Source organism: Frondihabitans cladoniiphilus (genome assembly GCF_039544345.1).
Lineage (GTDB): Bacteria > Actinomycetota > Actinomycetes > Actinomycetales > Microbacteriaceae > Frondihabitans > Frondihabitans cladoniiphilus.
This window is the reverse complement of sequence record NZ_BAABLM010000004.1, coordinates 144,040-163,670: the sequence shown is the minus strand read 5'-3', so window position 1 is coordinate 163,670 and position 19,631 is coordinate 144,040. Positions and strand designations below refer to the sequence as shown.

Genomic DNA, 19,631 nt, shown 5'->3' with positions numbered 1-19,631 from the left:
AGTGGACGCATGACGGATCTGGTCGGGGCGGCGCCGTTCTCCGGGCTCTCCCGCTCCGTGGCCACCCGTATCGACCTGCACCAGCACCTGCTGCCGCCGGCCTTCATCGAGGCCCTGCGCTCCCGCACCGCGCTCCCGCGGCTCGTCGACGACTGGACCCTGCTGACCCTCGGCGAGTCGCCCTACTCGGTCAACCCGCTGGCGCACGACGTCGAGCGTCGCCGCCAGCAGGAGCTCGACGAGGGCAAGGGCGACGTGCTCGTCTCCCTGCCCGGCAACCTCCGCGTCGAAGAGCTCCCGTTCGACGACGCCCGCACCCTGATCGACGTCTGGCATCGCTCGGCCATCGCACTGGGGGACCCGTTCCGCGTCTGGGCCGCCACCCCGCTGACTGAGTTCGACCTCGACGGGCTCGCCGAGGTGCTCGAGCACGACCGGGTGGTCGGCCTGCAGATGCCCGCCACGAGCCTCGGCGACGCCTGTGCGCTGGAGCGTCTCGAGCCGGTGCTCGGCATCGTCGAGGCGTCCGGCAAACCGGTGCTCGTGCATCCCCGTCACGTCGTCGCGGCCCCGGTCGACGGGGTTCCGGCCATCGACTCCGTCCCGCGGGCCGAACAACTCAAGGCGGCGTGGACGACCTGGAACGACGGCGGGCGGGCCCAGCATCCCACGCTCCGCATCGCGTTCATCGCGCTCGCCGGCCTGGCACCGCTCGTCCACGCCTCCCTGTCGCGGAAGAGCCGCGGGGCGCCGAAGAGCGACCCCAACGTGTTCTACGAGACGAGCGCGTACGACCCGCGGGCGATCGACGCGATGGCCCGGATCGTGGGCCTCGGTCCGCTCGTGCACGGGTCCGACCGGCCGTTCCACCAGCCGCGCGACCCCGAGTTCGGTCGTGAGTGGAGTCACGCCGTCTTTTCGGTGAACCCGCGACAACTCCTGACCGGGCGGTCGTCCTAGCGGACGGTCAGTGGCGGGTCTCGAACCCCGCGTCGCCGGTCGGCCCGAGCTCGCTGACGTCCACGCGCTCGACACGTGCCGACGAGGGGCCGCCGTCGCGGAGCCACCGGAGCAGCTTCTCGACGTCGTGGGGCTCGCCCTCCGCCTCGACCTCGACCGTGCCGTCGAAGCGGTTGCGGACGTAGCCGGCGAGACCGATCCGGTCGGCCTCGCCCTCGGTCGAGAAGCGGAAGCCGACCCCCTGGACGGCGCCGTGCACGATGGCACGGCGCCGGATCACGTCTTCCATCGGCCTTACTTGTCGACCGTGGACATGTCGGGGTAGCGGTCGCCCTGAGGAGCGGCGATGTCGTCGAGCTGCGCCACCTGGTCGGCGTCGAGGACGACGGCGTCGGCCGCCACGTTCTCTTCGAGGTAGGGGAGGCGCTTGGTGCCGGGGATCGGGACGATGTCGTCGCCCTTGGCCAGTAGCCAGGCGAGTGCGACCTGCCCGGGCTTGACGCCGAGGTCGGCCGCGATGATGTCGACCGCTGTGACGATCGCGATGTTCGCCTCGAGGTTGTCGCCCTGGAAGCGCGGGTTGAAGCGACGGAAGTCGTTCTCGTCGAGCTCGTCGACACTGCGGATCGCGCCGGTGAGGAAGCCGCGGCCGAGGGGCGAGTACGGGACGAAGCCGATGCCCAGTTCGCGGACCGTCGGGATGATCTCCGCCTCGGGGTCGCGCGACCAGAGCGAGTACTCGGTCTGCAGCGCGGTGATCGGGTGCGTGGCGTGGGCTCGACGGATGGTCTCCGGTGCGGCCTCGGAGAGCCCGAGGTGGCGGACCTTGCCGGCGGCGACGAGCTCGGCCATGGCGCCGACGGTGTCCTCGATCGGCACGAGGGTGTCGACGCGGTGCTGGTAGTAGAGGTCGATGTAGTCGACGCCGAGGCGCTCGAGCGAGCCCTCGACCGACTTCTTGACGTACTCGGGGCGGCCGTCGACGGCGCGGGTCTTGCGCGCCTCGGGGTCGGTGACGTTGCCGAACTTGGTGGCGACGACGACCCCGTCGCGCTTGCCCTCGAGGGCGCGGCCCAGCAGCTTCTCATTGGTGAACGGGCCGTACATGTCGGCCGTGTCGAAGAGGGTGACGCCGAGATCGATGGCGCGGTGGATCACGCGGATCGACTCGTCGTCGTTCAGGCCGGAGCCGGTGTAGAAGGCGGACATGCCCATGCAGCCGAGGCCGATGCGCCCGACGTCGAGGCCGCCGTCGACGTTTCCGAGAGTGGTGTGCTTCATGGGCCGAACCTACTCCGCCCCCGGCGGGCGCCGCCGAGTGGTCGGTTTCGGGGCACTCCGCGCCGAGCGCACCCCCGAAACCGACCACTCGGCGCCGCGCTACGGGGACGCCGGCGCGACGAGCTCGCGCCCCAGCGACACCGCGAACTCCTGCGAGCGGCGGCGGATCGCCGTCTCGACCGCCGCCGACACCGGCTCGAACAGGTCCGTCGCAACCTCGACGGCCGCGCTGCCGACGAGCGTGCGGCGCCAGGTCCCGACGACCCGGCCGTCGACCGTGACCACCGGCAAGAAGAGCCCGTTCGACGACGGCGTCACCCGCGCGAACGTCTCGGGTGTCATCGACGCCGATCGGTCGCGGTAGCCGAGCAGCAGTTCGTCGAAGCTCGGCAGCAGCCGCACGTCGCCGGGTGCAGCGACGGCCTCAGCCCCCGGCGAAGACGGCAGCGAGGCCGAAGACGGCAGCGAGGCCGAAGACGGCAGCGAGACCGAAGACGGCGACGACGACGCAGGCGACGGCGAGAACGCGGGATGCCCGGCCGCGGCCACGAGGAACGTCACGCCCCCGATCTCCTCCCGCTCGATCGCGTCCCCCGCCAGCTCGACGGCCCGGCGCGCGTCGGTCACCGTCAGTCCGCTCCACCAGGCGAGGTCGTGCACCGTCGCCGGACCGTGGCCCGCTACGTAACGCACTGCGAGCTCGCGGAGGGCGTCCTCACGATCGCGGGCCCGTGCATCCCGCGCCCAGTCGTCGAGCAGCACGACCGCCTGCTGGGCACCGACGAGCGGACCCAGGACGATCAAGGCGTCGCCGGCCAGACGCTTGAGGAGGAGGGGGCCCCGCCCGCCGCCGAGCGGGAGCCCGCCGGCCTCGAATGCGGCGAAGACGTCGGCGCGAGGCAGGGCGCGGCCGCCGCCGAGGACGTCCCGGGCGATCGAAGCGGCCCGGGCGAACTCGGGCTCGCCCAGGCCGGCCGTGCGCCAGACCCCCGCCGCCTGCCCGTACGAGCGGGGGGCGAGGAGCTCGGTCAGCCACCGGGCGTCGGCCGCGGCGACGAGGAAGAGCGTACCGCGCATCGGCCAGGAGCGGACGATCGCCCCGGCGTCCAGAGCCGCCTCGACGTCCGCGTGGAGACCGGTGGAGCGGAGCGCCAACGCACCGACGCCGCTGGCGAGGTCCTGGGCCTGGGTGGCGAGCTGCCGCGAGGCCGCTAGGACGACGGAATCCGCTCGGGTAGGTGACTGGCCGGGGCGGGAAGCCGACGAGTCCGGCCCCGCCACCCCCTGGGCGACCAGGCGGCGGCGGGCGAGTCGGGTGTCGGGCGGGGCCATGCCAGAAGACTAGGACCCACCCGGGGCCGTGCCAGAAGACTCGGACCCGCCCGGGGCACCCCCGGCCTCAGAACGCGAGCAGGTTCTCCCGCAGCGTGGCGCCGGTGTACTCGGTGCGGATCAGTCCACGACGGCGCAGGGCCGGAGCCAGACCGTCCGCCACCATCGCCATGTTGATGCGGGTGGTCGGCATGTAGACGAGGAATCCGTCGCCGCCGATCTCGTCCATGATCTCGCCCATGCGCTCCGCGACGGTGTCGGGGGAGCCGTGCAGGCCCATGTCGCTCACCTGGTGCGACGACGCGACGACCTCGCGCAGCGTCTTGTCCTCGTGGCCCTTGAAGAGGTTCAGGATCGACGTGTGCTCGCCGTTCTGCTTGGACAGATCGATGTCGCGGATGAGCGTGTCGGGGTCGATGCCGCCGAAGTCGATGCGTCCGCCGGAGGTGTACGACATGTTCCACAGGTTGTACTCGATGCCCTTGTCGCTGGCCTTCCACGCGGCGGCGGCCTCGAGCTGCGCGGCGGCCTCGGCATCGGTCGCGGCGATGGTGGGCGACACGAGGAACAGGAACTTCACGTCGTCGGGGTTCCGGCCGTAGGCGGCGACGCGCTTGCGCATGTCCTCGCGGTAGGCCTTGCCCTCCGCCGGCGTCTTGACCAGAGAGATCATCGTGTCGTCGTACTTCGCGGCGAGGTCGCGGCCGGCCTCCGACGAGCCGGCCGAGCAGATCGGCGGTGTGCGCTGCGGCCCCGGGATCGTGTTGAGCGGGCCCCGCGACGAGAAGAACTCGCCCTTGTGGTCGATCGGCAGCACCTTCGTGTGGTCGGCGTAGACCCCGGCCTCGGGATCGGCCACGATCGCGCCGTCCTTCCACGAGTTCTGGAGCTGGAGCACGACGTCGGTCCACTCCATGGCCATGCGGTAGCGCTCGTCGTGATCGAGGTGGCGCTCGTAGCCGAAGTTCTGGGCCACCCGGTCGGTGACGCTCGTCACGACGTTCATGCCGACGCGTCCCTTGGTCAGGTGGTCGAGGGTCGTGTAGAGACGCGCGGCCAGGTACGGCGGGTACTGGATCGTCGACACCGTAGGGATGATCCCGATGTGCTTCGTCGCCCGCGTGATGATCGGCACCAGCGGCATCGGGTCGTTCTTCGGCGCCATCAGCCCGCGACGGAGCGACGTGTCGGCGCTGCCGTTGTAGCTGTCCTCGACCATCGAGGTGTCCTCGAACAGGATGTAGTCGAACCCCGCCCGCTCCAGACTCGTCGCGAGGTCGATGTAGATGTCGGGCTCCATCCAGTCGTTCACGTTGTTGCCGACCCACGGGCCGTCGCCGTTCGCAGCGCTCCACGGGTGGATGCCGAAACCGTCGCCGAGGAACCAGGAGAGGTGGAACATGGTGGAGCCTTTCGCTTGGGGACCACCACAGAGTCCCCTACCCAGATTTCCGGCGCGGACGTGCGCGGTAACTCCTGAATTACGCGAGAGCCGTTCGATCAGGATCCAGCGTTTTTGCTGATGAGAAACAGGTCGGGCGGAATGTAACGCGACCGCCTGGACGGAGTCGGCGCGCGCCGTAAAATCAGGCGAGACGGCCAGAGGGGCCGTTGACCCGTCTGGAGCAGACATGACCGACAGCCCGACCTCGCCCGAGCATCCCCGTTCGAAGGGTGGCTCCTCTCGCGGGCGACAGATCTCCGCCCGACGCGTCCGCGACCTGATCACCGCCTCCATCCGCGACGGGCATCTCGCCCCCGACGACCCCCTGGCCGAAGAGGACCTGATGGAGTTGTTCGACACCAGTCGTGGATCGGTGCGGGCCGCCCTCACCCAGCTGCGCGACTCGGGTTTCGTCGAACGCAAGCGCCGGGTGGGCACGAAGGTGACCGACCTGGGCGTCACCCTCCCGATCAGCGACATCCACACCGACACCGAGCACGTCATCGTGACCGTTCTCGAGCAACGGCTCGTGCCGAGCTTCCCGCTGGTGCGCGATCGGCTGCACCTCGAGGACGAGACGGTCCGGATGATCGAGAACACCTTCAGCGCCGAGGGGCAGGTCATCGGCCTGCGCACGGCCTACTTCTCCGCAGCGCTCGAGTTCGACTTCGAGATCTACCGGACCCCCGTGCGCATGTCGATGGTGATGCGCGACTTCTTCGGCGTGACCCCGGGCGAGGTGCTCGTGATCGTCGGCAGCGACATCGCCGACGCCCACACCGCGCGCGTGCTCGGAGTGGCCGAGGGGGTGCCGCTGATCGTCCGCGAGATGACCTACTACGACAGCGACGGCAGCCCCGTCGAGACCGTGTTCGACCGGTTCCGCGGCGACCGGGTCCGGCTGGAGGCCACCGCCTCCCTGCTCTGAGGGCCGCTGGTGTAGTCTCAGCCGCCACGGAGCCGCAGGTTCCGATCGGAGGCACCACCATGGCAGAGAAATCAGCTCGCAAGGACAACGCCAAGGTCGCGGTCCGTTCGTTGAAGGAGAAGCGGGCCGACAAGAAGGCCAAGGGCTCGGCCGGCAACTACAGCGAAGACGTGGTCTCGAAGGTCAAGAAGCGCTAGCGCTCGACCCGATTCCGAAGGGCGGCACCGATTCCGGGGCCGCCCTTCTTTCGCGCTCGGAAACGGGGGATGCGCGGAGTGGGCGCCCCGCGGAGGGCGTACCGTCGTCGCATGGTTTCCCCCGGCTACGTCTCCGCCCTCGACCTCTTCTCCCTCGGCATCGGGCCCTCCTCGTCGCACACCGTCGGGCCGATGCGGGCCGCCCGCACGTTCCTGCTGGGGCTGCAGGCCGCCGGCGAGCTCACCCGGATCCGCCGGGTCGAAGCGGTGCTGTACGGCTCCCTCGCCGCGACCGGCCTCGGCCACGGCACCCCGAATGCGGTCCTGGCCGGGATCCTTGGTCTCGAGCCGGAGACCTGCGACCCGCACGTCGTGGCGAAGCTCGGCCGGGTCGTCGAGAACAGCCGCAGCCTCAACCTCCTCGGCGAGCACGCGATCCGGTTCGAGGAGGCCGATCTGCGGCTGGCGCCGTTGACGCGCGCAGGGTCCGGGACCCCGGCGCGCCACCCCAATGCGATGAGCTTCGAGGCCTTCGACGACACGGGGGCGAGCATCCTGCGTGACGTCTTCTACTCGGTGGGCGGAGGCTTCGTCGTGCGCGAGGGCGAGCCCGACCGGGCCCTGCCCGAGGTGGAGGCGCCCCTCGGGTTCGACTCGGCCGACGACCTCCTGGCGCTCTGCGAGAGCCGCGATCTGAGCATCGCCGAGGTCGCCCGGATCAACGAGGATGCGCTCCACGGCTCGGCCGCGGTGCAGCACGGCCTCGAGACCCGCTGGTCGGCCATGGAGGCCAGCGTCGAGGCGGGCCTCACGACCAGCGGGGTGCTGCCCGGCTGGATGAAGGTGCCGCGTCGCGCGTCCGAGGTGGCCGTCCGGCTGAACTCCCTCGACGGCTCGGCGCCCGACCTCGCGGCCCAGTGGCTGCAGGCGTTCGCGCTCGCCGTGAACGAGGAGAACGCGGCCGGCGGACGGGTCGTGACGGCTCCGACGAACGGCGCGGCGGGCATCATCCCCGCAGTGGGTCTGTACGCACTGCGCTTCCTCGGCGTGACCCGGCACGCGATCGTGACCGACTACCTGCTGACGGCGGCGGTGATCGGCTCGCTCTACAAGAGGAACGCCTCGATCTCGGGTGCCGAGGCCGGCTGCCAGGGCGAGGTCGGCTCGGCGTCGTCGATGGCGGCGGCGGGGCTCACCGCCGTGCTCGGCGGCACACCCCGGCAGATCGAGAACGCGGCCGAGATCGCGATGGAGCACCACCTCGGGCTGACCTGCGACCCGGTGGGAGGCTTCGTCCAGGTGCCCTGCATCGAGCGCAACGCCATCGCCTCGGGCACGGCGGTGTCGGCGGCGCGGTTGGCGATGCTGGGCGACGGCTCGCACTTCGTCAGCCTCGACGCGGTGGTCGAGACGATGCGTCAGACCGGCCGCGACATGTCCGACAACTACAAGGAGACGAGCGCCGCCGGCCTCGCCGTCAACGTCATCGAGTGCTGACCGAGACGGAGGGGCGGGAGTGCGGGATGCACGGGCCCGGCTAGCGGGCGAGCATGCGCTCCTCGGCCGCCGCCGTGAACGCTGGGTCCTGCGCCACGGGCACTCCGTCGAGCGACACGACCGGAGCGATCTGGCGCCCGCTCGACGCCAGCCACAGGGCGTCGGCCGCTCGGAGTTCGTCGACGGTGATCGGCCGGTAGGACGCCCGCCCGCCGCGCGCCTCGACGTCGGAGAAGAACGCGGCCTGGGTCGTCCCCTCCAGGACCCCGAGCGACGACGGGGTCGTCACGTACTCGCCGTCGATCAGAGCGATCACGGTCGAGTTCGGCCCTTCCAGCACGAAGCCGTCGGTGCTGACGAAGACGACGTCGTCGGCGCCGCGGCGTTCGGCCTCGCGGAGGGCGGCCTTGTTCAGGGCGTAGGAGAGGGTCTTCGCACCCTGGAGCAGCCAGGGCGAGGTCTCGGCGACGTCGGACCGGTAGCCGCGGTCGAGCGTCACGACCGAGATCCCCTCGCGGGCGTCGACGTGCGAGACGTCGGCGAAGCAGAGCACCCAGCCGGTGACGTCGTCGCCGCCCTCGATGCCGCGGGTGAGGACGAGTTTGACGAGGAGCTCGGAGGCCGCCGCCGAGTCGCCGGCCAGCTCGATGCTGCGCAGGACGCCGGCACGCCAGAGGTCGAGGTCGGGGGCCGGGAGGTCGAGCATCCCCGCTGATTTCGCCAGGCGGTTCAGATGCGGTTCGAGAGCCTGCGCGCGACCGTCGACCACGCCGATGCTCTCGAAGATGCCGTCGCCGCGAGTGACGCCGAGGTCGAGGACGGACACCTGGGGTGCCGCGAGGTCGGCCTCGACGAACGTGGCGGGCGACGGAGCGGAGCCGTCGGTGGTCGGAGTCGACTGGGCGAGGACGAGCAGCACGGGAACGGTCATGCATCGACGGTACCGTTACGCCATGGCCGCATCGAGGAACCCGTCCAGGAAGAAGTCGACCGGTGGAGTGGAAGCGCCCCGCCTCGGCACCGTCGACTTGCAGGACCTGTCGGAGGGAGACGCCGAGGCGCTCGCGTCCCGTGAGTCGCACGACGCCCTGACCTTCGCCGACGCCGACCTCTCGGACTACGACCTCGAGGGCTCGGGCTTCAGCGAGTGCCTCCTGACCGGCCTCACTCTCACCGAGACGAAGTTGCGTGGCAGCCGGTTCGTCGAGACCGTGCTCGTCGACCCGTTCGCGTCGGCACTGCGGGCCCAGCGCACCACCTGGCGTGACGTGCGGATCGAACGGCCGCGGTGGGGGAGCGCCGAGCTGTTCGACTCCGAGCTCGACTCCGTCCGCGTCGAGGGGGGCAAGATCGACTACCTGAACCTGCGGTCCTCCGAGCTGACGGACGTCGTGTTCGAGGGGGCCGTCATCGGCGAGCTGGATCTCGGCGGGGTCACCGCCCGTCGAGTGGCGTTCGTCGACTGCCGGATCGGAACGATCGACGTGACCCGTGCATCCCTCGACTCGGTCGATCTCCGCGGCACCGGTTTCGAGTCGGTCACGGGGCTCTCCGGGTTGCGAGGAGCCGTCGTCGACACCGAGCAGCTCTGGCTGCTGGCGCCGCTGCTGGCGGCGGAAATCGGGATCGTCGTCGTCTGAATCGACTCGTCACCCCGGCGGATCGCCGGTAATCCGGGCACCGCGGCGGTGTCGAGGCGGCGCAATGTCACGAGTGGAAACGCGTAAGCGGAATGAAACACGGCGGTGCTAGCGTCGTATCCATAGCAACGCGCTCCGGGGTCAGTGAAAATCTGTACCGGCGGTTATAGTCCGCGACCCGGTCGAAGCCTCTCGAGATCCGTCTCGCGAAGTCGAGACCGGCTGAACTGGTGTAATTCCAGTGCCGACGGTGAAAGTCCGGATAGGAGGCAGCGCGTGCCCAGGCGCATTCTCATCCCTCGCGCGTGGGCGGCGGCCGTCGGCCGACCCTTCCCCGGAGCTCCAGAAAGAGCAGACCGGAGAAAGCAATGGCAGCGAACGTTCGTCCTGGTTCCCCCACCCGGGTGGTGAGCTGAAGTGTTCACGGGCATCATCGAAGAACTCGGCCGCGTCGACCGGATCGCCGACAACGGCGACTCCGTCCGCCTCACGGTGCACGGCCCCCTGGCCGTCGACGGGGTGGCGCACGGCGACTCCATCGCGGTCAGCGGAGTCTGCCTGACCGTCGTCGACAGCGACACCGAGTCGTTCACGGCCGACGTCATGAAGCAGACGCTCGTCATGTCCACCATCGGCGACCTCGCGCCCGGCTCCGCCGTCAACCTCGAGCGGGCCGCCCGTGTCGGCGACCGGCTCGGCGGCCACATCGTCCAGGGCCACGTGGACGGCACCTCGACCCTTCTCGAGATCGTGCCCGGCGACGCCTGGCGTCGGCTGCGTTTCAGCCTCTCCGACGAACTCGCGCCGCTCCTGGTCGACAAGGGGTCGGTCACGCTCGAGGGCGTGAGCCTCACGGTCAGCGACATCAGCGAGGCGGGCGCCGCCGAAGGCTGGTTCGAGGTCTCGCTGATCCCCGAGACCCTCGCCGCCACCACGCTCGGCGCCAAGGCCGTCGGCGACCGCATCAACGTCGAGACCGACGTGCTCGCCCGCCACGTGCGCCGCATGCTCCGCATCGACGAGGTCGCGACCGCCGCCCTCGACGCGTCGCCTCTCACGACGGTGGACCTCTGATGCCCGACGCTCCTTCCGACCTCAACACCATCGAGACCGTTCTCGAGCACCTCCGGCTCGGCCGACCCGTCATCGTGGCCGACGACGAGTCGCGCGAGAACGAGGGCGACGTGATCCTCTCGGGCGAGCTCGCCTCGCAGGAGTGGATGGCGTGGCTCGTGCGCATGTCGTCCGGTCTGGTCTGCGCCCCGGTCAGCGGCGAGATCGCCGACCGGCTCGATCTCCCGCCCATGGTCGAGCACAACGAAGACGAACGCGGCACCGCCTACACGGTCACGGTCGACTCCGCCCGAGGCGTCACGACCGGAATCAGCGCACACGATCGCGCCCACACGCTGAACGTCCTGGCCGACCCCGCGTCGGTCCGCGACGACCTCCATCGCCCCGGCCACATCCTGCCGCTCCGCGCGGTCGAGGGCGGGGTGCGAGCCCGCTCGGGTCACACCGAGGCCGCGGTCGACCTCATGCTCGCGGCCGGCCTCCGTCCCGTGGCCGCGATCAGCGAGATCGTCGCCCCCGACGGCGAGATGATGCGGATGCCCGGGCTCCTCGACCTCGGAGAGCGCGAAGGCGTCCCCGTCGTCACGATCGGCGCGTTCATCGAGTGGCTGAACGACCGTGATGCGGCAGCCGCATCCCCCGCCGGCGCGCCCTCGGGCTCCGTCGCGTCCCCCACCACCGTCCCCGCTTCCGGGGTCCCCGCAGCAGAAGGAGTCACCGCATGAGCGGCGAAGGCGCACCCACCACCCAAGGAATCGACGGCACCGGCGTTCGCGTCACCATCGTCGCGGGCACCTGGCACGAGGTGATCTCGGAGGGGCTGCTCGCCGGATCCCTCCGCGCCCTCGAGGCCATGGGCGCGACCGCGACCGTCGTGCGCGTGCCCGGCAGCTTCGAGCTGCCGATCGTCGCGAAGGCCGCCCTCGAGGGCGGCGCCGACGCGGTGGTCGCCCTCGGCGTGATCATCCGCGGCGGCACCCCGCACTTCGAGTACGTCTCGGACGCCGCGACCTCGGGCCTCACCCGCGTCGCGCTCGACACCGGCAAGCCGGTCGGCTTCGGTCTGCTGACGCTGGACGACGAACAGCAGGGCCTCGACCGCGCCGGCCTTCCCGGCTCCAAGGAGGACAAGGGCGAGGAGGCCGCCGTGGCGGCGGTCCAGACCGTGCTGACCCTCCGGTCGCTGGGGTCGCCCGCCTTCGCGAGCTGAGCCCGAGTCGCGGCCGGAGTCGGGAGCTCGTGCGGGTCAGGCCTGCGCGAGCAGCCGCGACACGGCCTCGCGCACGACGATGGCCCGTCGCTGCACGTCGGCCGAGCGGACCTTCGTGGTCTGCGGAGTGACGAACCAGCCGAGCACGAGTCCGAACGCCATGGTCAGCAGCTCGTCGCCCTGCCAACTCGTCGGGATGAGGCCCTCGGCCTGCGCGTCTCGGACGCCCTGACGGCGCGCCTCGAGTTGCTCGTGGTCGACCACGCCGGGGCTGGCGAGGGCCGCCCCCTCGATCTGGCCCCAGAGCAGGAGCCGCGCGTCTTCGGAGTGGGTCGCGAGGTGCACGTAGAGCGTGGAGGCCCAGGTGGGGAGGTCGCGAGCGTCGAACGGCACCGCGTGCACCCAGCGGTCGATGCTCGCGCCCAGAGCCGCGTCGAAGAGGTCCCGCTTCGTCTTGAAATGGGCGTACAGCCGCTCTTTGCTGGCCTCGGCCTCGCGGGCGATCGTGTCGATCCGGGCACCGGCGAGACCGCGTTCGGCGAACTCGTGGAGGGCGGCCTCGAGGATGCGATCGCGCGGCGGGACGGGTCTGCGAGCCATTTTCCGAGTGTATGGTTCCGTCCCCTCGGCATCGGCGCGGGAGGCGTCCGACACGCCCGAAACATCTGGTTCGGTTTGATTCACGATGCGCTCCTCGTCATCGGCACGTGGAGGATGTCGTCCTCCAGGAAGTCGTCGCCCGAGCGGACGAAGCCGTAGCGCGCGTACCAGGGCTCGAGTCGGGACTGCGCGTCGAGGTGGATCGCGTGCCCGGAGGCCCGGGCGACGGCCTGCTCGAGGAGGACTCCTGCGTAGCCGTGCCCCCGGGCATCCCGCGCCGTGGCCACTCGCCCGATGCGGCGGTCGTCGCCGTCGTCGTCGCCCTCGGTCAGGAGGCGCAGCGTGGCGAGGACGGCGCCGGTCTCGTCGGTGGTCCAGAACTGGCGGGTTCGGGGCTCGACGTCGCGCCCGTCCAGCTCGGGGTAGGGGCACTCCTGCTCGACGACGAACACGTCGACGCGAAGCTGCAGGATCTTGTACAGGACGACCGGATCGAGCTCGCGGGTCAGGGACTCGTGGTGCGTGACAACCATTTTCCCAACGATACCGACCCGCAGGCCATCCGCGGGTGAGGGCCGGGTGATCCTCTTCGCGGTCCGGTGTGGTTCTGAGTGGAAACGAGGGATGCACAGCAAATGGCATGGTCGGCTGGACCCTCATGATCCGTTCCGCCCCCTTCCCCGACCCGCCGTCGACCTCGGAGATCGAGCCGCGCATCCTCGTCTTCGGGGACGTCCTGGACGACATCATCGTGTCGCCGGTGAAGGCTCCCCGGGGCGACGCCGACTCTCGGGCGGTGATCCAGCACCGGGCCGGGGGATGGGCCGCGAACACGGCGGCCTGGATCGGGTCGACCGGCGTGCACGTGGAACTCGTCGGACGGGTCGGCGTCGGCGACGTGCAGCGGCACTCGCAGATCCTCGCGACTGCGGGCGTGCATCCCCGGCTCGGCTATGCCCGGAACGCCGCCACCGGCACCGTCGTGATCACGCTCGACGGCGGGAGCCGGACGACCATGGTGGATCGGGGTGCATCGGCCGAGCTCGCCGTCGAGGAGATCACGGCCGAGATGATCGACGGGTTCGACGTCGTGCACTTCACCGGGTACAGCTTCGACGTCGCGGGGGATGCCAGTGCGGTGCGCGGGCTGATCGCGCGGATCCATGCGGCCGGGGCGCTCGCGTCGTTCGACCCCGGGGCGGTAGGCCTCGTCGGGGAGATCGGTGCGGAGGCGTTCTCACAGCTGGTCGAGGGGGTGGACCTGTTCTTCGTCACGCTGGCGGAGGGGCGGCTGCTCGCCGGGGTCGACGACCCGGATGCCGTGGTCCGGAAACTCCGGGGGCGCTTCGGCGTCGTGGCGCTGCTTTTGCCGGACGGCGGGGCCGTCGTGGGGCGGCGCGGGGCGAAGACGGTGCACGCGGCGCCGGTCGCCACCCGGTCGGCGGACCCGATCGGCGCGGGGGCGGCGTTCGTCGCGGGCTTCGTGGCGTCATGGGTGAGGTCGCCGAGCCTGGCGATCGCGGCGCGGCGCGGCACGAAGCTGGCGGCGCTGGCGCTGGCGACCGTGGGTGGGCGGCCGGCGACCTGAGCGCGGCTGCGGCGTGAGCCCCTTCGAATCGGCGGGGGCCCTGCGGTGTGCGTGGGGGTGCGTGCCGTTTCGATGGGGGTGTCGTGGCGGGTGAGTGGTGGAGGCGGTGGGCGCCGGGCCGCGTGAGCGCCTTCGAATCTGCGGGTGCCCTGCGTTGTGCGTGGGGGTGCGTGCCGTTTCGACGGGGGTGTCGGGCGTGCGTCGGGGTGCGTGCCGATTCGACGGGGGCTGGGCCGGGTGAGTGGTGGAAGCGGTGGGTGTCGGGCGGCGTGAGCCCCTTCGGATCGGCGGGTGCCCTGCGTTGTGCGTGGGGGTGCGTGCCGTTTCGACGGGGGTGTCGGGCGTGCGTGGGGGTGCGTGCCGTTTCGACGGGGGTGTCGGGCGTGCGTCGGGGTGCGTGCCGATTCGACGGGGGCTGGGCCGGGTGAGTGGTGGAGGCGGTGGGTGTCGGGCCGCGTGAGCCCCTTCGAATCGGCGGGGGCCCTGCGGCGTGCGTGGGGGTGCGTGCCGTTTCGACGGGGGCTGGGCCGGGCGTGCGTGGGGGTGCGTGCCGTTTCGACGGGGGTGGGCGGGGTGAGTGGTGGCGGCGGTGGGTATCGGGCCGCGTGAGCCCCTTCGAATCGGCGGGGGCCCTGCGTTGTGCGTGGGGGGTGCGTGCCGATTCGACGTGGGCCCCGCGGTGGGCGCGCCTGAGGGTCGGCCCGGGGCGCGGGCTACCTGACGGCAGGGTCAGGCGGAGGGCTCGGCCCGGACGGTCAGGGTCTGGATGCGCGGGGTGGCCTCCGGCGTGAGCCGCAGCTCGACCCGGACACGACCGCGGCTGCCCGGCAGGCGCCAGACGAGGTGTGATGGCGCGAGCGACTCCTCGCCGGCGGCCGGGTCGATGGGGAGATCTCCGGGTGCCGCGTCGGGGGAGGACGAGACGGCTGCAGGCGCAGGCCGCCACTCCGCACCCTGTCGGGCCGACTCCGCACCCTGACCCGCCGGCGCCGCCGCCCCGACGGTCGAGAACGCCTCGCGCCACGCGACCAGGCGGCGACTCCACGGGATGTCGAGCGCGACGTTCTCGGAGAAGAGGGCACTGTCGTCGAGCCCGTCCGGCACTCCGGAACCGTCCACCGCCGCAGCGAGCAGCCCCTCGACCCGCGCCCGTGCCGCCACCACCTCGGGCCAGACCGCCACGGCCGGCCCCGCCCCGATCTCATGTAGGAGGGCGTGAAGACTGGTGGAGGCGGCGACCGCCACCTGCGCGTACGTCGCGTTCTCGAAGGCCACGATGCCGACGCCGGTGGCGCGGTGCCAGCGCATGTGCGCGGAGAAGCCGGGATACCCGCCGGAGTGCGACACCACCGGACCGAGCCCCGGCTGCTGCTCGGCGAACAACCCGAAGCCATAGCCGGTGGGTTGGGATGCGAGGGCGGGGACGAACCGCGCGATCTGCTGGAGTTCACGGCGAGACGATCGCGAGAGGATGCCGTCGAGGTCACCGTCGAGGTCGCCGCCGGCCTGCGCAGGGGTGCCGGGCCGGGCATCCCCCGCGCCTGCTTCGTCGTCGGACCACGCCGACGCCAGCCACCGTGCCCAGCGCGACAGGTCGGTCACAGTGCTGAAGAGCCCGCCGATCGACGAGAAGGCTCCCGGGCCGGAGAAGGGCAGGGGCTCCCACTCGTCGCCGACCGGTCGGTGCCCGACGGCCAGGCGGTCGCTCGCGTCGGCAGGGGCGGTGAACGTCGTCGACGTCAGACCGAGAGGGGCGAGGATGCTCTGCTCCACCACCTCGCGATACGGCTTTCCCGAGGCCATCGTCACGACCCGCCCGAGCAGCGCGTAACCGAGGTTCGAGTAGGCGAACCGTGTGCCGGGCACGCTGTCGAACCGAAGCCCGCGCCGAAGGAGGGCGTCGAGCCCGGCGTCGGTCAGGCTCTCTTGACGGTCGCCCCAGGGGTCGTCGGTGGGGAACCCGGCCGACATCGTGAGCAGCATGCGGAGGGTGGGAACGGGGGAGTCGCGGGTCGGCAGCACGTCGTCGGCGAACGCGGGCACGTACTCGGTGATCGGGTCGTCGAGGGTCAGCGTGCCAGTGTCGCGCAGCGCGAGGAGCGCCGTCGCCGTGAAGCTCTTCGTGCAGCTCGCGATGCGGTAGATCGTGTCGGGAGTCGGAGCGCGACCGGCGACCTCGCCCGTCGAACCCGTGTGGACGAGGCCCGACCGGGTGAAGACGCCGTAGGAGGCGCTCGGCGCATGGTGGTCTCGCGCCCGCTCGGCGAAGTGGCGGTCGACCCCGGCGACGGCTGCGCGGACGGCCTCGTCGAGCTCCGTGCCGGACGGCGAGCGGGCGGCAGCGCCGTTCGAGCCTGCGCTCACAGCCCCGCCTTGCTGCGCATGTCGGCGTACGCGTCGAGGGCGTGGCGCCGGCTCTCCTTCAGATCGACGATGGGCTCGGGGTAGTCGTCGGTGTCGATCTCGGGCACCCACTGGCGGATGTACTCGCGCTGCTTGTCGAACTTGTCGGCCTGCAGTACGGGGTTGAAGACGCGGAAGTACGGTGCGGCGTCGGCCCCCGACCCGGCGACCCACTGCCAGTTGCCGGGGTTGTTCGCCTCGTCGGCGTCGACCAGGGTGTCCCAGAACCAGCGCTCACCGATACGCCAGTCGATCAGGAGGTTCTTGATCAGGAAGCTGGCGACGACCATCCGCACCCGGTTGTGCATGACCCCGGTCTGCCATAGCTCACGCATACCGGCATCGACCAGGGGGATGCCCGTCCGCCCCTGCTGCCACGCCTCGAGCTCGCTCGCCTGAGGTTTCGCCCACGGGAACCCGTCGAACTCCGGACGGTAGTTCGCCGTCGCGAGATCGGGGTTGGCGAACAGCACCGTGTGGTTGAACTCGCGCCAGACGACCTCGCGGAGGAAGGAAGCCGCCTGCTTGCGGGCCGACTCGGGCAGGTCGCCGCGCAGGCGGTGCCACACCTGGAACGGGCTGATCTCGCCGAAGCGGAGGTGGGGGGAGAGGTGGCTCGTGGTGTCGTGGGCCGGGAAGTCGCGGTCGCCGTAGTCGGCGAGGTCGCCGTGGACGAACTGCTCGAGGGTGCGATGGGCGGAGGCCTCGCCCGGCTCCCAGCGGTCGCGCAGACCGCCGGCCCAGTCGGGCTTCGTGGGCAGGAGGGCCCAGTCGTCGAGGTCGTCGCTCGCGGGGAACGCGTCGGGAGCCTCGACCGTGTGCGGCTTCGGGTAGGGATGCCGGGGCTCCGGCTGCTCGAGGCAGGCGCGGTAGAAGGGCGTGAAGACCTTGAACGGCGTGCCGGAGCCGGTCTGGATCTTCCACGGCTCGAAGAGGAGGCTGCCCTGGAAGCTGTGGGCCTCGACACCGTCGTCGGTGAGGGCGGACTTGAGCGCTGCATCGACTTCGCGAGCGGCCTTGCCGTAGCGCCGGGTCCAGGTCACGGCAGTCGCGCCGGTGTCGGCCACCAGACGGGGGATCTCGGTCGCCGCCGGCCCGCGGCGCAGGATCAGTCGGTTGCCGTGGTCGTCGAGGTCGGCGGCGAGGGCGCTGAGGGACTGGTGCAGCCACCAGTGGCTCGCACCGCCGAGAGGGCGGAAGCCCGGGCTCTCGTCGTCGAGGAGGAACGCGACGACGATCGGGCCGCCACGCTCGACGGCGGCGTGGAGGGCGGGGTTGTCGGCCAGACGCAGGTCGTCGCGGAGCCAGACGAGCGTGGGGCCGGAGGAGCCTTCGCTCACGCGCTGGCCTCGGCCACGGCGGGTTCGGAGCGCGCTTCGTCGGCATCGGCTTCGTCGTCGATGCCACCGCACAGCCGGTCGTCGGGCTCGGCCTCGGCGATGGGGGTGCCGAGCCGGAGCTTGGTGCAGAGCTTGGTCAGCTGCAGCAGCTCGTCGGCGTCGAGCGTGCCGCCCACCCGGGCCGAGATCGCCTCGGCGTGCCGGACGGCGGTGGTGCGGAAGACGTCGACCCCGAGGTCGGTGAGGGCGACGACGATGCCGCGCCCGTCGCCCGGGTCGCTGAGCTTCTCGACGATGCCCTTCGAAGCGAGCCGGTCGACGAGACGGGAGATGCTCGGTTGGGTGAGGAGGAGGTGCTGCGTGAGCTCTTTGATGCGGGCGCGCTTCTCGGGTTGGTTGGAGAGGTTGAAGAGCACGTCGTATTCGTTGAACGAGATGACGCCGGTCGGGAAGCACGCGGTCAGTTCACGCATGATCGTCACCTGGGCACGGAAGAGCGCCTCCCACGCGCCGACGGCCGCTGTCTTCTCGTTCACCTGTCCAGTGTACGAACTCCGAGGCGCGTCGGGCCGGTTGTCCACAGGGTGGATCGAGGGCGACGCCGAGGGGGATCGGCCGGTCGCGCCGGTCGGCGACGGGCCGGACGGCGTCGGGCGGACAGCGTCGGCCGGTTAACGGACTGAGGGTCGGTCTCAGAGGCGAGACCGACCCTCTCCCTTGCACCAAGAGTGTCCTGCAATCACATTCCACTGGAGCCGCCACAGCAAACGACTTCAGTGACCTCAATCTATAACGGCTTGGTAACGGACGCTAGTTACCGAATCGTTATTTTGCTGGGAAGTCACTTGGAGGATGACTGCTGTTCGCTTTGATCGGCCCCGGTGGGGGACGCGGTGTCCGCCACTCGGTGGACGTGGGGAGGTGCATCCCCCGTTTCGACTTGTCGGCGCCGGCCGAGCCGGAAGCGGCTCAGAAGACGTCGGGCGAGGGCGTCGAGGCCTGACGGATCGACACGTCGGCGTGACGGTCGAAGCGGTAGCCGACGCCGCGGACGGTGCGCACGATGTCCTCGAAGGCGCCGAGCTTGGAGCGGAGGCGACGGACGTGCACGTCGATCGTCCGCTCGTTCGGCACCTCGTCGTCGCCGGCCGACCAGAGGCTCGAGATGAGTTCGGCGCGGTCGATCGTGCGGCCCTCGCGGAGGACGAGGTACTGCAGCAGTTCGAACTCCTTGTAGGTGAGCGGGGCGACGTCGCCGTCGAGCAGGAGGCGCTTGCGCGAGATGTCCACGACGACTCCGCCGCGGGCACCGGGCTCTTCGTCGACCTCGGTGGTGCGGTGCTTGGCGAGTGCGGCGGGGTCTTGCAGGGCGAGGCGCACGACGTCGACGTCCCGTCCGCCGGCTCCTTCGGGAGCCAGGGCGACGGCGGCGTGGGTCTCGGCCGAGGGCGCGAGCTGAGCGGTCAGCGCTCGGAGCTGCGAGACGATCTCGCCGAGGCTGGTGCCGGCGTCGGCGGCCTTGAGCTCGTCGATGCCGACGTAGAGGACGAAGCCGCGGGCTTCGGTGCCGGCCGGGACGGCGCGGAGACGGGGAGCCGGGGTGGCGGCGGGCTGTTCGACGGCCGAGAGGTGGCGGGTCGAGGAGGCGGAGGTGGTGAGGGGGCTGGCGGTGCTGGTCGTGTCGAGAGCGAGAGACATGGGTTTTGTCCTTTGGGACTGGGGAAGACACCCGTTCGTCCGCCAACTCGACCGTGGAGCATTCGAGTGCGGAGAAGGAGCGCAGTGTCTTCGATGTGTGCCGCGTGGCTCACACGATCGGGCAAATGAGGCCCAGGATCGTGGAACAGGAAGGGATGCGCCGCCTGGTCGGGCGGACAATGCATCCGGAGTCGCGGTCCGGGATGAGCCGGTGGGCTCAGAGCGAGGATGCAGATCGCAGGGCAGCTGTATCAGGCCTGCGGACCGGCGGCGACTCGGCGGAGGGAAGGTGCCGGATCAGGCACACATTCGACAACACAGGACAACGGCCACCGGCATCATCATGCCGGTGCTCCCCGGGGCCTCAAAGGAGGTCAGGGCGTGCACGTTGTTGGTCATTGGGCCATTGTTTCGGATGAAGTCGCCCCGTGTCAACATC

19 protein-coding genes, 1 pseudogene and 1 riboswitch are annotated in these 19,631 nt (G+C 70.9%); of the genes and pseudogenes, 9 read left to right on the top strand and 11 right to left on the bottom strand.

The genetic code is table 11. The features are described 5' to 3' along the window. The first annotated feature begins 9 nt into the window (after positions 1–9). On the top strand, positions 10–960 hold the full coding sequence (locus ABEA39_RS11735; RefSeq protein WP_345376061.1) for an amidohydrolase family protein: 951 nt from the start codon (positions 10–12) through the stop codon (positions 958–960). Positions 961–967: 7 nt separating this feature from the next. Here ABEA39_RS11735 and yccX read toward each other — a convergent pair whose 3' ends face one another. The 4 genes from yccX to ABEA39_RS11715 form a co-directional block, all read right to left on the bottom strand. Then, a complete protein-coding gene (gene yccX / locus ABEA39_RS11730; protein WP_345376060.1) occupies positions 968–1,249 on the bottom strand; it encodes an acylphosphatase in 282 nt (93 codons plus the stop codon). Positions 1,250–1,254: 5 nt separating this feature from the next. Further along, positions 1,255–2,241, bottom strand: a complete 987-nt coding sequence (locus tag ABEA39_RS11725) for an aldo/keto reductase (RefSeq protein ID WP_345376059.1) — start codon at positions 2,239–2,241, stop codon at positions 1,255–1,257. A 99-nt stretch (positions 2,242–2,340) separates the two neighbouring features. Then, the gene (locus tag ABEA39_RS11720; protein WP_345376058.1) at positions 2,341–3,573 is read right to left on the bottom strand and encodes a winged helix DNA-binding domain-containing protein; all 1,233 of its coding nucleotides are present in this window, start codon (positions 3,571–3,573) and stop codon (positions 2,341–2,343) included. Between the two features lie 67 nt (positions 3,574–3,640). Further along, positions 3,641–4,975, bottom strand: coding sequence for an NtaA/DmoA family FMN-dependent monooxygenase (locus ABEA39_RS11715; protein ID WP_345376057.1), 1,335 nt, complete (start codon positions 4,973–4,975; stop codon positions 3,641–3,643). Positions 4,976–5,204: 229 nt separating this feature from the next. On the opposite strand from ABEA39_RS11715, the gene ABEA39_RS11710 reads away from it, so the two are divergent. From ABEA39_RS11710 to ABEA39_RS11700, 3 genes are all read left to right on the top strand, one after another. Continuing rightward, positions 5,205–5,945, top strand: coding sequence for a GntR family transcriptional regulator (locus ABEA39_RS11710; RefSeq protein ID WP_345376056.1), 741 nt, complete (start codon positions 5,205–5,207; stop codon positions 5,943–5,945). A gap of 59 nt (positions 5,946–6,004) precedes the next feature. Further along, positions 6,005–6,142, top strand: coding sequence for a hypothetical protein (locus ABEA39_RS11705; protein WP_345376055.1), 138 nt, complete (start codon positions 6,005–6,007; stop codon positions 6,140–6,142). 111 nt (positions 6,143–6,253) lie between these two features. Next, on the top strand, positions 6,254–7,639 hold the full coding sequence (locus ABEA39_RS11700) for an L-serine ammonia-lyase (RefSeq protein ID WP_345376054.1): 1,386 nt from the start codon (positions 6,254–6,256) through the stop codon (positions 7,637–7,639). 40 nt (positions 7,640–7,679) lie between these two features. Here the strand turns inward: ABEA39_RS11700 and ABEA39_RS11695 are convergent, their stop codons facing one another. Further along, positions 7,680–8,570 (bottom strand): aminotransferase class IV, encoded by an 891-nt coding sequence (locus ABEA39_RS11695; protein WP_345376053.1) that lies wholly within the window; start codon positions 8,568–8,570, stop codon positions 7,680–7,682. Between the two features lie 22 nt (positions 8,571–8,592). Here ABEA39_RS11695 and ABEA39_RS11690 point away from each other — a divergent pair, with 22 nt between their 5' ends. From ABEA39_RS11690 to ribH, 4 genes and pseudogenes are all read left to right on the top strand, one after another. Further along, entirely contained in the window at positions 8,593–9,279 is a 687-nt protein-coding gene (locus tag ABEA39_RS11690) for a pentapeptide repeat-containing protein (RefSeq protein WP_345376052.1), read from the top strand. A gap of 126 nt (positions 9,280–9,405) precedes the next feature. Then, a riboswitch (FMN riboswitch) is annotated at positions 9,406–9,559 on the top strand. A gap of 137 nt (positions 9,560–9,696) precedes the next feature. Then, positions 9,697–10,353, top strand: coding sequence for a riboflavin synthase (locus ABEA39_RS11685; RefSeq protein ID WP_345376051.1), 657 nt, complete (start codon positions 9,697–9,699; stop codon positions 10,351–10,353). Beyond that, positions 10,353–11,045, top strand: a pseudogene (gene ribB / locus ABEA39_RS11680) (3,4-dihydroxy-2-butanone-4-phosphate synthase); the annotation flags it as partial. The gene ABEA39_RS11685 and the pseudogene ribB, both read left to right, overlap by 1 nt. A gap of 29 nt (positions 11,046–11,074) precedes the next feature. Further along, the gene (gene ribH / locus ABEA39_RS11675) at positions 11,075–11,563 is read left to right on the top strand and encodes a 6,7-dimethyl-8-ribityllumazine synthase (protein WP_345376050.1); all 489 of its coding nucleotides are present in this window, start codon (positions 11,075–11,077) and stop codon (positions 11,561–11,563) included. Between the two features lie 36 nt (positions 11,564–11,599). On the opposite strand, the gene ABEA39_RS11670 is transcribed toward ribH, so the two are convergent. Further along, entirely contained in the window at positions 11,600–12,163 is a 564-nt protein-coding gene (locus tag ABEA39_RS11670) for a TetR family transcriptional regulator (RefSeq protein WP_345376049.1), read from the bottom strand. 80 nt (positions 12,164–12,243) lie between these two features. After that, entirely contained in the window at positions 12,244–12,696 is a 453-nt protein-coding gene (locus tag ABEA39_RS11665; RefSeq protein WP_345376048.1) for a GNAT family N-acetyltransferase, read from the bottom strand. A gap of 107 nt (positions 12,697–12,803) precedes the next feature. Here ABEA39_RS11665 and ABEA39_RS11660 point away from each other — a divergent pair, with 107 nt between their 5' ends. Next, positions 12,804–13,751, top strand: coding sequence for a carbohydrate kinase family protein (locus ABEA39_RS11660; protein ID WP_345376047.1), 948 nt, complete (start codon positions 12,804–12,806; stop codon positions 13,749–13,751). 729 nt (positions 13,752–14,480) lie between these two features. Here the strand turns inward: ABEA39_RS11660 and ABEA39_RS11655 are convergent. The 4 genes from ABEA39_RS11655 to ABEA39_RS11640 all read right to left on the bottom strand — a co-directional run bounded on the left by ABEA39_RS11655 (position 14,481) and on the right by ABEA39_RS11640 (position 19,192). Beyond that, the gene (locus tag ABEA39_RS11655; RefSeq protein ID WP_345376046.1) at positions 14,481–16,115 is read right to left on the bottom strand and encodes a serine hydrolase domain-containing protein; all 1,635 of its coding nucleotides are present in this window, start codon (positions 16,113–16,115) and stop codon (positions 14,481–14,483) included. Then, positions 16,112–17,494, bottom strand: coding sequence for a cryptochrome/photolyase family protein (locus tag ABEA39_RS11650; protein WP_345376045.1), 1,383 nt, complete (start codon positions 17,492–17,494; stop codon positions 16,112–16,114). Before ABEA39_RS11650 ends, ABEA39_RS11655 begins: the two co-directional genes overlap by 4 nt. Then, complete coding sequence (locus ABEA39_RS11645; protein WP_345376043.1) at positions 17,491–18,030, bottom strand: MarR family winged helix-turn-helix transcriptional regulator; 540 nt, start codon at positions 18,028–18,030, stop codon at positions 17,491–17,493. Before ABEA39_RS11645 ends, ABEA39_RS11650 begins: the two co-directional genes overlap by 4 nt. 433 nt (positions 18,031–18,463) lie before the next feature. Next, positions 18,464–19,192, bottom strand: coding sequence for a winged helix-turn-helix domain-containing protein (locus ABEA39_RS11640; RefSeq protein WP_345376042.1), 729 nt, complete (start codon positions 19,190–19,192; stop codon positions 18,464–18,466). Positions 19,193–19,631: the final 439 nt, after the last annotated feature.

Coding starts and splice junctions, on each gene's coding strand:
- ABEA39_RS11735 (WP_345376061.1), top strand. CDS start 10: ATGACGGATCTGGTCGGGGCGGCGCCGTTCTCCGGGCTCTCCCGCTCC.
- yccX (WP_345376060.1), bottom strand. CDS start 1,249: ATGGAAGACGTGATCCGGCGCCGTGCCATCGTGCACGGCGCCGTCCAG.
- ABEA39_RS11725 (WP_345376059.1), bottom strand. CDS start 2,241: ATGAAGCACACCACTCTCGGAAACGTCGACGGCGGCCTCGACGTCGGG.
- ABEA39_RS11720 (WP_345376058.1), bottom strand. CDS start 3,573: ATGGCCCCGCCCGACACCCGACTCGCCCGCCGCCGCCTGGTCGCCCAG.
- ABEA39_RS11715 (WP_345376057.1), bottom strand. CDS start 4,975: ATGTTCCACCTCTCCTGGTTCCTCGGCGACGGTTTCGGCATCCACCCG.
- ABEA39_RS11710 (WP_345376056.1), top strand. CDS start 5,205: ATGACCGACAGCCCGACCTCGCCCGAGCATCCCCGTTCGAAGGGTGGC.
- ABEA39_RS11705 (WP_345376055.1), top strand. CDS start 6,005: ATGGCAGAGAAATCAGCTCGCAAGGACAACGCCAAGGTCGCGGTCCGT.
- ABEA39_RS11700 (WP_345376054.1), top strand. CDS start 6,254: ATGGTTTCCCCCGGCTACGTCTCCGCCCTCGACCTCTTCTCCCTCGGC.
- ABEA39_RS11695 (WP_345376053.1), bottom strand. CDS start 8,570: ATGACCGTTCCCGTGCTGCTCGTCCTCGCCCAGTCGACTCCGACCACC.
- ABEA39_RS11690 (WP_345376052.1), top strand. CDS start 8,593: ATGGCCGCATCGAGGAACCCGTCCAGGAAGAAGTCGACCGGTGGAGTG.
- ribH (WP_345376050.1), top strand. CDS start 11,075: ATGAGCGGCGAAGGCGCACCCACCACCCAAGGAATCGACGGCACCGGC.
- ABEA39_RS11670 (WP_345376049.1), bottom strand. CDS start 12,163: ATGGCTCGCAGACCCGTCCCGCCGCGCGATCGCATCCTCGAGGCCGCC.
- ABEA39_RS11665 (WP_345376048.1), bottom strand. CDS start 12,696: ATGGTTGTCACGCACCACGAGTCCCTGACCCGCGAGCTCGATCCGGTC.
- ABEA39_RS11660 (WP_345376047.1), top strand. CDS start 12,804: ATGGTCGGCTGGACCCTCATGATCCGTTCCGCCCCCTTCCCCGACCCG.
- ABEA39_RS11640 (WP_345376042.1), bottom strand. CDS start 19,192: ATGTCTCTCGCTCTCGACACGACCAGCACCGCCAGCCCCCTCACCACC.